Annotated in this window: 13 protein-coding genes, 1 tRNA gene and 2 pseudogenes; 4 read left to right on the plus strand and 12 right to left on the minus strand. The window is 46.2% G+C overall.

The window, feature by feature from the left end; genetic code table 11:
• Positions 1–7: 7 nt before the first annotated feature.
• Both DXE35_RS10980 and nadC read left to right on the plus strand, forming a co-directional pair.
• Positions 8–136 carry a quinolinate synthase NadA gene (locus DXE35_RS10980; protein WP_162784964.1) on the plus strand — a complete coding sequence of 43 codons (129 nt, stop codon included), beginning with the start codon at positions 8–10 and terminating at the stop codon, positions 134–136.
• Positions 137–222: 86 nt separating this feature from the next.
• Positions 223–1077, plus strand: a complete 855-nt coding sequence (gene nadC / locus DXE35_RS05155) for a carboxylating nicotinate-nucleotide diphosphorylase (protein ID WP_114690383.1) — start codon at positions 223–225, stop codon at positions 1075–1077.
• A gap of 256 nt (positions 1078–1333) precedes the next feature.
• On the opposite strand, the gene DXE35_RS05160 is transcribed toward nadC, so the two are convergent.
• The 12 genes and pseudogenes from DXE35_RS05160 to acs form a co-directional block, all read right to left on the minus strand.
• Positions 1334–1768 carry a hypothetical protein gene (locus DXE35_RS05160; protein WP_114689786.1) on the minus strand — a complete coding sequence of 145 codons (435 nt, stop codon included), beginning with the start codon at positions 1766–1768 and terminating at the stop codon, positions 1334–1336.
• Between the two features lie 52 nt (positions 1769–1820).
• Positions 1821–2324 carry a TAXI family TRAP transporter solute-binding subunit gene (locus DXE35_RS05165; protein ID WP_114689787.1) on the minus strand — a complete coding sequence of 168 codons (504 nt, stop codon included), beginning with the start codon at positions 2322–2324 and terminating at the stop codon, positions 1821–1823.
• A gap of 41 nt (positions 2325–2365) precedes the next feature.
• Positions 2366–2656: a hypothetical protein gene (locus DXE35_RS09280; RefSeq protein WP_162784965.1), complete on the minus strand. Its 291-nt coding sequence runs from the start codon at positions 2654–2656 to the stop codon at positions 2366–2368.
• A 158-nt stretch (positions 2657–2814) separates the two neighbouring features.
• Positions 2815–4474, minus strand: a pseudogene (gene nadB, locus DXE35_RS05175) (L-aspartate oxidase).
• 40 nt (positions 4475–4514) lie between these two features.
• Positions 4515–4592 (minus strand): type II toxin-antitoxin system RelE/ParE family toxin, encoded by a 78-nt coding sequence (locus DXE35_RS11390; RefSeq protein ID WP_415070296.1) that lies wholly within the window; start codon positions 4590–4592, stop codon positions 4515–4517.
• A gap of 55 nt (positions 4593–4647) precedes the next feature.
• Positions 4648–4872 (minus strand): type II toxin-antitoxin system RelE/ParE family toxin, encoded by a 225-nt coding sequence (locus DXE35_RS11395; RefSeq protein WP_415070015.1) that lies wholly within the window; start codon positions 4870–4872, stop codon positions 4648–4650.
• Positions 4805–4951 (minus strand): 2Fe-2S iron-sulfur cluster-binding protein, encoded by a 147-nt coding sequence (locus DXE35_RS05185; RefSeq protein WP_114689789.1) that lies wholly within the window; start codon positions 4949–4951, stop codon positions 4805–4807. The genes DXE35_RS11395 and DXE35_RS05185 overlap by 68 nt, the downstream gene beginning before the upstream one ends.
• 39 nt (positions 4952–4990) lie before the next feature.
• Positions 4991–6793, minus strand: a pseudogene (locus DXE35_RS05190) (NAD(P)H-dependent oxidoreductase subunit E).
• Positions 6794–7233: 440 nt separating this feature from the next.
• The gene (locus DXE35_RS05195; RefSeq protein ID WP_114690384.1) at positions 7234–9654 is read right to left on the minus strand and encodes a DUF748 domain-containing protein; all 2421 of its coding nucleotides are present in this window, start codon (positions 9652–9654) and stop codon (positions 7234–7236) included.
• 36 nt (positions 9655–9690) lie between these two features.
• Positions 9691–9996 carry a YciI family protein gene (locus DXE35_RS05200; protein ID WP_114690385.1) on the minus strand — a complete coding sequence of 102 codons (306 nt, stop codon included), beginning with the start codon at positions 9994–9996 and terminating at the stop codon, positions 9691–9693.
• Between the two features lie 103 nt (positions 9997–10099).
• Positions 10100–10190, minus strand: a tRNA-Ser gene (locus tag DXE35_RS05205).
• Positions 10191–10250: 60 nt separating this feature from the next.
• The gene (gene acs / locus DXE35_RS05210; RefSeq protein ID WP_114689790.1) at positions 10251–12218 is read right to left on the minus strand and encodes an acetate--CoA ligase; all 1968 of its coding nucleotides are present in this window, start codon (positions 12216–12218) and stop codon (positions 10251–10253) included.
• 187 nt (positions 12219–12405) lie between these two features.
• Here acs and DXE35_RS05215 point away from each other — a divergent pair, with 187 nt between their 5' ends.
• Together DXE35_RS05215 and murI are read left to right on the plus strand one after the other, a co-directional pair.
• Positions 12406–13929: a fumarate hydratase gene (locus tag DXE35_RS05215; protein WP_114689791.1), complete on the plus strand. Its 1524-nt coding sequence runs from the start codon at positions 12406–12408 to the stop codon at positions 13927–13929.
• Between the two features lie 41 nt (positions 13930–13970).
• Positions 13971–14780 carry a glutamate racemase gene (gene murI / locus DXE35_RS05220; RefSeq protein ID WP_114689792.1) on the plus strand — a complete coding sequence of 270 codons (810 nt, stop codon included), beginning with the start codon at positions 13971–13973 and terminating at the stop codon, positions 14778–14780.
• The last annotated feature ends 96 nt before the right edge of the window (positions 14781–14876 follow it).

A 14876-nucleotide genomic window follows, 5' to 3' on the forward strand; every position in this document is an offset into this window, starting at 1 on the left:
TGAAATTGTGATTGATGAGCCTATTCGCGTAAAAGCATTAGGATGCATCGAGCGCATGTTGGATGTCACGAAACATCACCCTGACCTGCTTGCCAAAGCGCAGCATGGCTTTGTAAAAAATATTGGCGCAGCTTAATTTAGTTATTGTTTTTCTTGTTTACCTCTTCATTCTTTTTGAATGTATTTTTTGCAATTTTTATTTATAGCTAGATATTGTTTTTCATATTTGAATATAACGAAACACTCGAGCAAGCCCGCCAACGTAATATTGCAGATGCACTCATGGAAGACATTGGCACTGGCGATTGGACTGCAAAGCTAGTTCCCAGTAAACCAGTTAAAGCCCAGCTGATTGTTCGTCAAGAAGCCGTGCTTTGCGGCGTCTACTGGTTTGAAGGAACACTCAAGAAACTCGACCCCAATACGAAAGTGACCTGGCATTACCTTGAGGGTGACTTGATGAAGTCAGACACCAAGGTATGTGACATCAAGGCCGACTCTCAGGCCCTGCTTTCTGCTGAGAGTACTTGCATTCACTTCTTGCAAACACTTTCGTGGACGGCAAGCATTACTCGCCAACACGTAGATGCGATTGCTGGTGCTAGTCCCAATCCAAATGGCTGCGCAGTGCTGGATACACGCAAGACCATTCCGGGATTACGCCAGGCACAAAAATATGCAGTACTGGTTGGTGGCGGAAAAAATCAACGTTTAGCCCTATGGCATGGCATTCTCATTAAAGAGAACCATATTGCTGCCGCTGGCAGCGTAACTGCCGCCCTGAAAAATGCGCAAGCCTTAAATGCTGGGGTAGATATTCAGATTGAAGTAGAAAACTTTGCTGAATTGGAGGAAGCTTTAGCGGCAGACGCCAAGAGCATTCTGCTAGATAACTTTAATACCGAGCAAATGAAACAAGCTGTAGCTATTACTTCTGGCAGAGCTTTGCTCGAAGCCTCTGGTGGCATCAATCTAGATCAAATGCGCGCTATTGCCAGCACTGGTGTTGATCGCATTTCACTGGGAAAACTCACCAAGGATGTGAACGCCGTTGATTTTTCAATGCGCATCTTGTAGTGGCTTCAAGCATTTAGTAGCGATACAAATATAGACTCACTCATCTTAGCTTGGCGATACGAATATTTGTCACCTTCCTAGGGGTAAGCATAGGAGATTTTTCAAGACACAATGTCTTCATATTAGAAAAATCATGCTTTGTTAATAAGCCATAATTATTTAAGGATTCAGCTAGCTCTAAGAGCTCGTTCAGGACTCTTTTTGCTTCAGTCTTGATTTTTGATTCATAGCAATTATTCCCTTTAAAAGCATTTGCCTAATTAGCCCTCCCCATACCCCTATAAATCATCTGCCGCTCTAGTGCGTTACGGATGAACTCAATATTACTTCTCAAGCTATAACACTCAGCAGTGGCAAGCTTAGCCGCTTTTGATCTAAGCACTCTTCGCTCCATCTCATTGAGTACCTCAATATATTCGCTTCTACGATTAGGGTCAAAATTCTCGATTGTGGTTTGTTCAAATTTATCCAATTCTTTATAAATTGAATTAATCTGCTTCTTCGCCAAATTGGTTCTGTAAGTGGGAATTGATTTAATAATGGGATAAGCAAACGCCGCAAAGGGAAGCAAGAGGAAGAACATGCGCTCCAAGAATTCAGTCAACCAAAATGGCAGATCCTTCATTAGAATCGGCATACCTTTTTGAGAAAAAAACTTAGCCTCTTCGCTCAATGGTGCTTCGGTATTCATGTAGACAGGAAACTCCCCCGCCTTTGAGAAATACGATTTGGGGCCATTAATCTCACGGGCGGCCTCTAAAAAAAGCACCTGGATAGCTGGGATGCAGGCGATCGTCAATCAAGAGATTGGTGGTAGTGGGGATGAGCTGGATAGTGTGATCGCGAATATTGTTTCCTAGCTCAAAACCACCCATCGGCACAGAAACCTCCTCTAAACAAGGCAATAAACGAGTATAGTCATCTGCGCGCTGAAATGTAGACAGCCTAATAGCGGGATTTGTAATTAGTTTTTGGACATTTGGAGAGTCAAAGCCATCTACTAAAACAACGCCATCGATTTGACCCGACTCTAGCGCTTGTACTCCATCGGCATTTCCAAGTCTTAATAAATTTGGAGAATGAGTATTTAAATTATTTAACTTAAATATATTTAACGCCTGCGTACGTGTGCCACTGCCAACCGGTCCAATATTAATCTTCAGCTTAGCGATATCTCGGTCAGTAATATGAGCACGCTCATTAAAGACATCCTTGCGATAAAAAATCCATACTGGCTCATGGTCCACACTACAAAGAGACTGAACACCGGCTCAGTTTTCTACCGCAATCATTCCTCCTTGTACAAAGGCTGCCTGTATGTTGGGTCTTTGCGATCTATCAGGTGCTGGAGATTTTCTTTAGAGCCATGCGTCTCCACCAACTGAAGATCAATTCCTTTTTTCTCAAAATAGGATTTGTATTTCTCACACAGGACCTTGTAGGAGCCGCCTGAACCAGTAGCCATCAACACCTTATTGGGCGGCGCAGGTTTTGCAAACCAGATCAAAACAGTTAAAGCAAGAATAAGAACAAATATCAGCGGCCACACTTCTTTTAAAACGCCAAACCTTAATCTCATCTGCAGCGGTTTGGTAAACCGCTGATATGTGTTCGTAGCCCTCTTCTTTCAAGCTAGCCATGACACTCCCCCGTTTGCTTTTGCTAGCTTAGCACCAAAAATCACTGTTTTATCTGGTCGAGGTTTAACTTGAGCTGGGTTAGCCTGGTCTTATGCTTCTATGCAGCTGAATCGCTCTCAGCGCCTTCCACTTGGGGAGTCAGAATAGTTGGATAAGACACTGCCCAAGTACCGGGGTAATCGCGGCTGTAATGCAGCCCCCTACTTTCTCTACGCATAAGCGCCGATCGAACGATAAGCTCCGCACACTCCAGAAGATTTCTAAGCTCGATTAAGTCACGCGTCACCTTAAAGTTAGCGTAATACTCTTGCACTTCATAACGGAGGAGTTTAATGCGATGAAGCGCTCGCTCAAGACGTCGATTGGTTCTCACGATACCGACGTAATTCCACATCAGAGAGCGAAGTTCGTCCCAGTTATGAGCAATCACCACTTGCTCATCCGCATCTTCAACCTGACTCTCATCCCAAAGTGGCAGATTTGGCATTGCTGGCGTCTTCCAAGAAGAAATATCTTCAGCCGCAGCTTTACCGATCACTACACACTCTAATAAAGAGTTGCTCGCTAAACGATTGGCACCATGTAAACCGGTGTAGGTTGCCTCGCCTACTGCATAGAGTCCCGGTAAATCGGTGCGACCTTTAAGATCAGTCACCACACCACCGCAGGTGTAATGCGCCGCTGGCACTACCGGAATAGGCTCTTTAGTGATATCTAAGCCGATACTTATGCAGCGTGCATAAATCATCGGAAAATGCTCTTTAATAAATGCTTCGCCAAAATGGGTAGCATCTAGATGAACATAATCTAAGCCATGCTTCTTCATCTCAAAGTCGATTGCCCTAGCGACAATGTCACGCGGAGCTAATTCATTGCGGTCATCGTGCTCTGACATAAAACGTGTGCCATTAGGTAGCTTCAATAAACCACCCTCTCCACGCATCGCTTCGGGTAATCAAGAAAGTGCGGTCACTCGGGTGATACAAACAAGTCGGATGAAATTGAATAAATTCCATATTGCCTACACGGCAGCCTGCGCGCCAGGCTATGGCAATACCATCACCAGTGGCGATGTCAGGGTTGCTGGTATAGCGATAAACCTTACCCACACCACCAGTAGCCAAAACCACCGATTTGGCTTCAATCGTTTCTACGCGATTATTTTTAATGTCGAGTGCATACACACCATAACAACGATTCGGCTTGGTGCGCTGCGTTTTTGCATCTAATTGACGATTAGTAATGAGATCAATAGCAATCCAATGCTCCAGAATCTGAATATTTTTATGCGCCCTCGCTTTATCCAAGAGTACTTCATGAATTGCTTTGCCAGTTGCATCTGCAGCGTGCGCAATACGACGATGACTATGGCCACCTTCACGGGTTAAATGCAAAACCATGAGGCCCGATTTATCTTCTGTAAATGGAACGCCCTGCTCAACCAACCAACGCATGGCTTCCGCACTTTCTTCAGCGATATACCGGGCTGTTGATTCCACCACAAGACCTGCACCAGCATCCAAAGTATCAGCTACATGAGAATCTATACTGTCATGCTCTTTGTCTACCACCCTAACAATACCGCCTTGAGCCCAAGCTGTAGCAGCCTCACCTAGACCGCGTTTAGCCATCAAAATCACGGGCTGAGATTCAGCCATGTGCAAGGCAACAGTCAGACCAGCTAAGCCTGCCCCAATAATGAGGACAGGATGCTCAGCTTTACTGCTGGAGCTTGAGGAGGGTTTTGAACTGGCCATCGAGGTCTTATTCTAAAGGTCGTCCGAGATATTCGCTTATTTATCGCTTAATGTCTCGATAGAAATTTTCATGAAACCCTATAGAGTCCAAATAAATTAGTCTTAACCCACCATCCACCGAATATCCAAGCAAATAAAGCTGGTTGCCACTTCTAAACTGAAATACCCACAATTCAGACAAGTCGCCCTTCTTTTTTCTCCAATGGTGGGTTTTTAGCCACCTCGACTACAGCGTCATCGACATCCTGGGCGATTTTGTCATTTAGTTTTTTGTATTGTCTAAGGAATCGGCGTGTTTGCAATACATTACCGTCTGGACGATAGCCATCTTTAAAAACAAAAATGCGGAATATCAATGCCGTGGCACTTGGCCGTCTTGAGAATTGTCTCCCCTTCATAAGAAACAATCGTCTTGCCATCTAGGTTGAACTCAACAGTTTGCAACTCGAGTGCTTGAGGATTTGTTGGTGCGTTCATGTTTGTCTCGTTATTCCCTGATTTTTATATGTACTGTTATTAAGCTACTTCTTCCGGGAAATATTTATGAATACAGCGGATTGGATTTGGAGCGGCTTGACCTAGACCACAAATAGAAGCGTCAACCATCACGGTTGCTAGATCTGCTCAAGTTTCCTGATCCCAGGATTTAGCCTGCATCAATTGCGCAGCCTTGCCTGTACCCACGCGACAAGGAGTGCAGTGACCACAACTCCTCATGCTCAAAGAAGTGCATGACATTCAACGCCATATCGCGTGCTTTTTCTTTATCTCTCAACACCATGACTTCGGCTGATCCGATGAAACATCCATAAGGCTGCAAAGTATCACAGTCGAGCGGAATGTCGTTCATAGTTGCTGGCAAGATACCGCCAGATGCTCCGCCTGGTAAATAACCGTAGAACTTGTGACCCTCTTGCATGCCGCCACAATATTCATCAATCAGTTCTTGGATGGTAGTACCTGCTGGCGCTAGTTTTACTCCTGGTTTCTTCACACGGCCACTGACGCTAAAGCTACGCAGCCCCTTGCGGTCATGACGACCGCAAGAACTAACACTCGGGGCCACGTTGCACAATATCGCGCACCCAATAAAGCGTCTCAAAGTTGTGCTCTAAAGTTGGCCTACCAAATAAACCAAATTGAGCGATGTATGGAGGACGCATGCGAGGTTCGCCGCGCTTTCCTTCGATACTTTCAATCATTGCGGACTCTTCACAACAAATATAGGCGCCTGCGCCGCGACGCAACGCAATATTGGGGCAACTGGAATGGAGGATTAGCCTTGAGCTTTGCCACTTCCGCCTCGAGCAACTCTCGACAACCATGGTATTCATCGCGCAAATAGATGTAGAAAGCATCGATGCCCACTACATTTGCAGCAATCAACAATCCCTATAAGAAACGATGGGGGTCGCGCTCCAAGTAAGTGCGATCTTTAAATGTCCCTGGCTCACATTCGTCGATATTGACTGCCATCAACTTTGGAGCAACTTGATCTTTTACAATGCGCCACTTACGACCCGCCGGAAATCCTGCGCCGCCTAAACCGCGCAGACCAGAATTCTCCATGGCTTGAATGATGCTCTCGGCATCTTTCAAGCCTTCATCAATTTCTTTGGCTAAAGCGTAACCGCCTTGAGCGCGATAAGACTCGTAACCCACATAATCAGGGAAAACTGCTTGCATCTCACCCTGTGGTGAAATGCCCTGCTCGGCCAATGAAGCTGGATCAAAGTTGGCGTCATCTTTTGCCATTGGCTGAGTAGTGAGCTTATTGCTTACAGCAGCTTTCACCTTGTCGGTCGTCGCAAACAAAACGGGATATTGATGAACTACGGCTACAGGCGCCTGCTCGCATCGACCCACGCAAGGGGCTGCAACCACTTTAATCTTGGGATTGCCCAGGATGCTTAGCAATTTTTCTAATAAGTTTTGCGCGCCAGCCAACTCACAGGCAATGCCATCGCAAACACGAACAATGATATCCGCAACTGGATCATCACTGCGCACTACTTCGAAGTGATGATAGAAGGTGGCTACTTCATACACTTCAGCCATCGGCAAATTCATTTCCTTAGCCAAGGCAACTAAGTGGCGATCGTGCAAGGCAAGGTATTCATCATTTAACTTGTGAAGATTTTCAATCAGCAAGTCGCGACGATGTGGTGCGTTACCAATTAATTGACGCACTTCAGCGATTGAAGCATCATCCGCTTGGCGCCCCTTCAACTTACTCTTACGGCGAATGGTTTCCATCAAATCACCTGAAGTTGCAACCGCAACCACTTTGACCTCTCCAGAAGGCTTTGGATGATTCATAGTTCGTAGTCTCTAATTTTTATAGTTATTGCTATTTTTGCTTTGCACCACTGCAACGCTTTATCCCGTTTTGCCAACCAAAAACCCTGCTAAGCCAAATACTTAGCAAATCCATTGATATGCAAAATAACGCTTTATTTTGGGTTATTTAATGCCCTAAGTCCTTGACGTTGCTCCAGGACTTGAATTCAGGGTTTACCCTGTTAAAGGAGGGATGGTGAAGACTTGTCGCCAGGCGGCAAAGAGTAATCCAACTTGCGCTCATATAGTCTGGCTTTGTAACAGTCTTGATAGCCCTTACTGCCAATTTGCCAGCCGATAGACGTACAGCCATCCTGGGCGGCCTGCTCAATCGAGCCACAACCAGCCAGACCCAAAAGAGCAACTATACAATGGATATAAAGAAAATGTGCAATTTTATTGAATTCATGACCTCAAGTCTACTTGATGCTGATCGCAACATCGAGAGGAATACCCTCTTTCCCAGCCTCTACCGTCTTCACTTCACCCAGCTGAATGCGATCTTTTAGACTGGGGTCTGCTTTGACCATAAACCCATAAGCCGCCTTTGCCCTAGTTTTTGCTAATTCTTTCAACTCAGAGTCCGTTACTTCAATACCCGCAATTAACTCGGCGTGTAACTGCTCGTTTCGTTTCTCGCCATCTGGAAGCATCAACAGTCGCTGACCCAACTTGATGCGTCCAACATATTGAGCGTATGCCGCCTTTAAGCCAGCCTGAACTCTTGGGTCTGACAGGCTCGGTGCGGGAACCGGCTCACCCGGAGTTAACTTGAATCCCGCATCCTTCAAAATAGCCGTATCCGCTTTTGCCCTGGCAAGCTCTTTCCTGTCCTGTACAGAATCGTAAGTACCAATAACCTCTAAACTGGAGTTAGGTCGTTTGACCAGGTATTCACCAAACTGTTCTAGCCGATCTTGATCGGCCGCCAAGAACACGGCTTCGCCAGGAACGGCATTGATGTCCTCCTCACCACCAAGACCCATTATGGCCGCCAAGGCCCTAAACGGTGCTGTAGCAATATTCGTCAAAACATTGCTAATAGCCTGCCACACCAAGCCACTCGCACTAAATTCTGGAGAATCAACATTACGAGCGATGCGAACCGTTACGTCAATGGTGTGATCTGAATCCTCTAGCAAAGCGATTGCCAAACCCAGGGGCAACTTTTTGCCAGTAAATTCCGGCACTTCATCACCTAACACCACCTTCTTGATGATGATTTGATTGCTACCATTTAACTCGCCATCTTTAGCGCGGTAATTTAAATTGAGATTGAGGCGACCGCTGGCAATCTGATAGCCAGCAAATGTCATCACCGCAGGATTGAAAGCGGACAAGGGTAAGTTCCGATAGGTCATCGTGATGTCATGGTTGCGTCTTGGATCATCAAAAGACGCCTGCCCTTTCGCCCGCATGCTTCCCGAACCTACAACGGCCCCATCCATAGCCACAGTGGCAAAACGTCCAGGAGTATTGCTAACTCCTAAAAGCGTGGCATTAAATTTTTTCAGATCCAACTTCAAATTTGGGCGCATTGCTAAATCAGAAAAGAACACCTCACCATTCCTCAAATTGATAGAACGAATATCCAAATTGAATTCGGATGATTTATCTGGCTTAGAAGAATGTACAGTGTCAGGTTTCGAATCAGCAGCGGGTTTAGAAAACAATCTTCTGAAATTAGAAAAACCGTCTTCATTAACTTCAAACTGGAGGGTTGGTGCATTGATCACGATCTCGTCAATGGCAAGCGCGTTACTCGATCTCTGTTTTGACTTAAGGCTTCTGTACTCAAGCTTACGAACATCCGCCATCTTCCACACAATCAACGGCGTTTTTTGCCCCTTCTCCAGGACGGATAAGTCTGAAATATGAATATCACCAGAAACCACATCGGCACTGCCGCCAATACCAACTGTTAGCCCTGCATTCATAACACCACTTTCACCGACTAACTCCTTGTTGGCCGGCAACAAGGAAATAATGGGCGCCATTGACAGGTTCTGAATCTCCACCTTTCCATATACTGATTTTGAATCGGTATTGAAATCCCAATGGGAGTTGATTCTGCCATCATCTAGCCTCATATTCAATTGCGCGCCTAATTTACCTGGCTGAGGATTATCCAATCCACCAGTAATGGCAACGTGCTGATAGGCAACGCTCTTATTCATACCGGGTATCGCTATCTGCAAGGCTCCAAGATTAAAGTCATATTGCCCACGAACTCCTGTAACCACACCATTCTTATCGTAGTTAGCCACATCAAGCATCTTCATCGTAAAAGGTTTGAGCTCTTCCTTGAGTTTTCTTGAGTCATCCTGCAGGCTGAATGATGCGGAGTTCACCAATAACTCATCAATGGATATTTTGAGTGGCTTCTTGGGTTTGCTCGGATCGGAAGATGGTAATGATTTCTCAACAGATGCGATGAATTCTTGCCAATTCCACACTCCTGAATGAGCGCTCTTAGGTAATCGCTTTTCTACCAGCACCTTAGGGTCTTCAAGCAAAATCTCATCAAAACCTAATTCACCCAATATGAGCTTGGTCCATTTCAGAGTAATGGCGAGCTTTTTAAACTCCAACAGCTTGGAGCCACCCTCTTTTGCCAGATGAAGACTATCAAGCTCAATCTTGAGTCTTAGCGGAGAAATGCTGAGATCTTGGTAAGCAAGGTCGTAGCCAATCTTGTCGCCAAATTCAGCGACTGACTTTTTAACAAAGCCTGGGACCATTAGATGCGCCCCTGCCCAAAAAATCATTGCGCACAAGAACATTGTGGCAGCGAATCGAATCAGCCACTTAGTCAGACGAGGAAATTGACTTAGAACCATTGAATGCAATACAAAAACTTTAATCAATCAAATCATTTACTGCGCAGGTGGAAAGCCTACTTTTTGAGTCCACATATTATTAAATACGTGAATAACCGGTTTCTCATAAACACCCGCTTTAGTGAAAGGCTCGTCCTTTAACCAAGCATTTACATCTCCCCTACTTGGAAAATCAATTGCAAGCAAGCTGCCAACAGTAGTCTGACCATCTTCAGAGGTAAGGGGTCCAGCAAAAGCCATGCGATCAGCCAGTTTCGCTAAATAAGCGCGGTGCTCAGGCCGAATCTGAACGCGCAAATCAGCAGCGCCAGGGCGATCCATCAACAAGATTGCAAAAATCATCTTTCTATCCATCTGCTAATTGGTTTTTTAATACTTACTCACCAAGATACTACGGCAAGTTATAAAAGAAAAAAAACCACCCGAAGGTGGTTTCAATACTGCTTGGCGGAAGGGGCGGGATTCGAACCCGCGGTAGGCTATTAACCTACGCACGCTTTCCAGGCGTGTGACTTAAACCGCTCATCCACCATTCCGTACAGCCCCAGATTATACGGTTGCCGAAAGGGTTTGCTCTTAAAAACAGCTATAAGCGCTTACAGAGACTCTTTGAGTTGGTCCAAAATCGCTGGATTTTCAAGGGTTGAAGTGTCTTGAGTGACCTCTTCGCCTTTAGCAATCACGCGCAAGAGACGGCGCATGATCTTGCCAGAACGGGTTTTCGGCAAGTTATCACCGAAACGCACGTCCTTAGGCTTGGCGATTGGGCCAATCTCTTTACCGAGCCAGTTGCGCAACTCAGTAGCAACCTTTTTCGCATCCTCACCAGTCGGACGACCGCCTTTCAGCACCACGAATACACAAATCGCTTCGCCAGTCAGATCATCAGGGCGACCTACTACTGCTGCCTCAGCGACCAATGGGTTAGCAACCAAGCAAGATTCAATCTCCATCGTTCCCATGCGGTGACCGGAAACGTTCAACACGTCATCAATACGACCGGTAATGGTGAAATAGCCAGTGTCTTGATTACGGATCGCGCCATCACCTGCGAGATACAAAGTGCCGCCCAACTCATCTGGGAAATAGGATTTCACAAAACGATCTGGGTCATTCCAAATCGTGCGAATCATTGAAGGCCATGGACGCTTCACAACCAAAATACCGCCTTGACCATTTGGAACATCAACACCCGCTTCATCAACGATAGCCGTTTGAATCCCTGGCAATGGCAATGTGCATGAACCTGGAATCATTGGGGTTGCGCCAGGCAATGGGGAGATCATATGACCACCAGTTTCGGTTTGCCAGCAAGTATCCGCGATTGGGCAACGTGAGCCACCCACATTTTCGTAGTACCACATCCACGCTTCTGGATTAATCGGCTCGCCAACAGAACTCAAGAGACGCAATGAAGATAAATCAAAACTCTTTGGATGCACAGTTTGATCATTACTAGAGGCTTTGATCAAAGAACGAATCGCTGTTGGAGCTGTATAAGATGCCTTATGTTTTTGAATCATTTCCCAGAAACGTCCAGCATTTGGATATGTTGGCACGCCTTCAAACACAATCTCAGTGGCGCCAACAGCGAGTGGGCCATAAGTAATATATGAGTGACCCGTTACCCAACCAATGTCAGCAGTACACCAGAACACGTCATTTGGTTTGATGTCAAAGGTCCACTTCATTGTGAGAATGGCCCACAAGAGGTAACCGCCGGTAGAGTGCTGAACACCTTTTGGTTTACCGGTTGAACCTGATGTGTAAAGAATGAACAATGGATGTTCAGCGCTTACCCACTCTGGATCGAAAGTCGTTGTTTCATTCGCTACGATTTCTTGCATCCAAACGTCACGGCCTGCCTGCATCGTAATATCAGTGCCAGTGCGCTTGCTCACAATCACATTCTTTACTTTAGGGCATTCACCAGTCGAGAGCGCTTCATCGCAAATGGCTTTGAGTGGCAATGCTTTGCCGCCACGGAACTGTCCGTCTGCGGTAATCACTGCAACAGCACCAACGTCCATAATGCGATCGCGCAAAGCTTGCGCAGAGAAGCCACCAAATACAACGGAGTGAATCGCGCCGATACGAGCGCATGCTTGCATGGCAACAATACCTTCAATGGTCATCGCCATATAGATAATGACGCTGTCACCAGAATTGATGCCCATCTTACGGAGTACGTTTGCCATTTTGCAAACACGCTCCAGCCTCTCTTTGTAAGTTACTTTGGTTACTGTGCCGTCATCGGCTTCAAAAATGATGGCTTTCTTATCACCTAAACCCGCCTCAACTTGACGATCTAAGCGGTTATAAGAGACGTTCGTTGTGCCATCCTCAAACCATTTATAGAAAGGCGCTTTGGACTCATCCAATACTGTAGTAAAGGGCTTTTTCCAGTAGATGTTCTCGTTAGCAAGGCGACCCCAGAAACCGTCGTAATCTTTTTCAGCGTCGGCGCAAAGCTTGTTATAGGCTTCCATGCCCGGAATCGCCGCACCCTTAACAAAGTCCGACGGTGGGTTAAAAACGCGGTTTTCTTGCTTTAATGGTTCCATGCTTCACAGCCCTCTATCAAATCATCCATAATCTAAAATCAACTACAAACGCGAGCAAATGTCGCAAAATGACAGGTTTTCACCCTCAAGATCTAAGCAGATAAGTGAAAACACTTGGGATTTGCTCTATGGCAAACCCTTAAAATGGGGCAAACCTTACTAATAATGTGGAAATAAGCCAAAAACCATGACCAATATTAAACAAAACGACCTCATTCAAAGCGTTGCGGACGCCTTTCAATTTATCTCCTACTATCACCCCAAGGACTTCATTACCGCCATGGGCAAGGCTTATGAACTCGAACAAGGTCACGGCGCCAAAGATGCGATCGCGCAAATTTTGACCAATAGCCGGATGTGCGCGGAAGGCCATCGTCCAATGTGTCAGGACACCGGCATTGCTGTGGTTTTCCTCAAAATTGGTATGAATGTGCAATGGCCAGATGCCACGATGAGTGTTTCTGAAATGGTGAATGAAGGTGTGCGTCGCGCCTACCTCAATCCTGACAACACCTTGCGCGCTTCCGTACTAGCGGATCCAGCAGGCAAACGCAAAAATACTGGCGATAACACTCCAGCAGTAATCCATTACGCAATCGTTCCGGGTGATGATGTGGAAGTCATCTGCGCCGCTAAAGGTGGCGGTTCAGAAAACAAAGCGAAGATGGTGATGCTCAATCCATCAGATTCGATTGTGGACTGGGTTCTCAAAACCGTCCCTATGATGGGCGCCGGTTGGTGCCCGCCCGGCATCTTGGGAATTGGTATTGGTGGCACACCAGAAAAAGCCATGCTCATGGCCAAAGAATCATTGATGGAGCAAATTGATATTCAAGAACTTATCGCTCGAGGAGCGAAGACACGCGCAGAAGAATTACGTTTAGAGCTTTATGAAAAAGTAAACAAGCTTGGTATTGGCGCGCAAGGTCTTGGTGGCTTGGCTACTGTTCTCGATATCAAAATCATGGAATACCCAACACATGCCGCTTCATTACCTGTGGCAATGATTCCAAACTGCACAGCTACCCGTCACGTGCATTTCCATTTACATGGTGATGGCCCAGCCAAGCTAGACAAACCTTCGCTATCTGACTGGCCAACAGTGACCTGGACACCGGATGTTCAGAAATCCAAGCGTGTGAACTTAGATACTTTGACAGCCGCAGAAGTAGCCAGCTGGAAACCAGGCGAAACACTATTGCTAAACGGCAAAATTTTGACTGGTCGCGATGCGGCACACAAACGCATTCAAGATATGCTCGCCAAAGGGGAGGAGCTACCAGTGAGCTTCAAAGATCGAGTCATTTATTACGTTGGCCCTGTTGATCCAGTACGTGATGAGGCGGTTGGCCCTGCGGGACCTACAACAGCAACACGCATGGACAAGTTCACAGAGATGATGCTGGCTAAAACTGGGCTGATCTCCATGATTGGTAAAGCTGAGCGTGGCCCAGTAGCGATTGAGGCAATCAAGAAACATAAGTCCGCTTACTTAATGGCTGTTGGTGGAGCTGCTTACTTGGTATCTAAAGCAATTCAGACCTCTAAAGTGGTTGGCTTTGCCGACTTAGGCATGGAAGCGATTTATGAGTTTGATGTCAAAGACATGCCTGTGACAGTTGCAGTCAACTCTGAAGGCATTTCGATGCACGAGACTGGACCGAAAGAATGGCAAGCGAAGATTGGCGGAATTCCGGTCAAGCTTGCTTAGTCCATTTGCTCGCAGAGTTTTAAGCGAAACCCGGCACCCCATTGGCACTCATCGGAGTATTTGATTCTGGCGTTGGAGGCTTATCCATTTTGGATGAGGCTCTACACCAGCTTCCCCAGCACGATTACATTTATCTTGCCGACTCCGCTAACGCACCCTACGGAGAGAAATCGAGCGAGTGGATCGCCTCACGTAGCCTCAGCTTATGCAAACTATTAGCAAGTAGAGGGTGTAATGCCATTGTGGTTGCCTGCAATACCGCAACCGCTGAAGCGATTAAACAAATACGAGCGCAACTCTCTATCCCCATCATTGGCGTAGAGCCTGGCATCAAGCCTGCGGCAATGCAGTCTCAAAATCATATTGTGGGCGTCTTGGCCACCGAGGCAACCCTCAAAAGCGATAAATTCAATGCCTTATTAGCAACGCTGCCCAGTGACTGTCGCTTCATTAAGCAAGCAGGAGCAGACTTAGTTCCTCTGATAGAAGCGGGCAAAGCCGATGGTCAAGACACTTTAGAGTTACTAGCCACGCATCTCGAGCCCATTCAAGATGCAGGCGCTGATACCTTGGTATTGGGATGCACTCACTACCCTTTTTTAAGGAAAGCGATCTGCAAGTTGCTTGGAGAGTCGATTACCTTAATTGATACCAGCGATGCTGTTGTTAGGCAGTTAAAGCGACAACTAGAAACCATTAAACAGAGTAGCAACCCCAAATCCACTTTTGGATCGATTCTATTGATGAGCAGTAAAGATGAAAAATCTCTGCTATCGATGGCGCAAGATTTAATGTCTGCTGATTTGACAATGTATTCAGTGCAAGCACGTATCTTAGGCGAGGCAGGATGAGTGCTCTACTGAAAAATGTGGATGTCTATATTCCATTCAATAAAACTGAACGCATCATTATTGGCATCGTATTGCTTTTACATGCCCTCCCTGCTT

This window comes from Polynucleobacter necessarius, assembly GCF_900095215.1.
Lineage (GTDB): Bacteria > Pseudomonadota > Gammaproteobacteria > Burkholderiales > Burkholderiaceae > Polynucleobacter > Polynucleobacter necessarius_H.

Excerpts from the sequence above, each read along its gene's own strand:
- DXE35_RS09280 (WP_162784965.1), bottom strand. The coding sequence starts at position 2,656 with ATGAGATTAAGGTTTGGCGTTTTAAAAGAAGTGTGGCCGCTGATATTT.
- DXE35_RS05195 (WP_114690384.1), bottom strand. The coding sequence starts at position 9,654 with ATGGTTCTAAGTCAATTTCCTCGTCTGACTAAGTGGCTGATTCGATTC.
- DXE35_RS05160 (WP_114689786.1), bottom strand. The coding sequence starts at position 1,768 with ATGAATACCGAAGCACCATTGAGCGAAGAGGCTAAGTTTTTTTCTCAA.
- DXE35_RS11395 (WP_415070015.1), bottom strand. The coding sequence starts at position 4,872 with ATGAAGGGGAGACAATTCTCAAGACGGCCAAGTGCCACGGCATTGATA.
- DXE35_RS05215 (WP_114689791.1), top strand. The coding sequence starts at position 12,406 with ATGACCAATATTAAACAAAACGACCTCATTCAAAGCGTTGCGGACGCC.
- acs (WP_114689790.1), bottom strand. The coding sequence starts at position 12,218 with ATGGAACCATTAAAGCAAGAAAACCGCGTTTTTAACCCACCGTCGGAC.
- DXE35_RS05185 (WP_114689789.1), bottom strand. The coding sequence starts at position 4,951 with ATGAACGCACCAACAAATCCTCAAGCACTCGAGTTGCAAACTGTTGAG.
- DXE35_RS05200 (WP_114690385.1), bottom strand. The coding sequence starts at position 9,996 with ATGATTTTTGCAATCTTGTTGATGGATCGCCCTGGCGCTGCTGATTTG.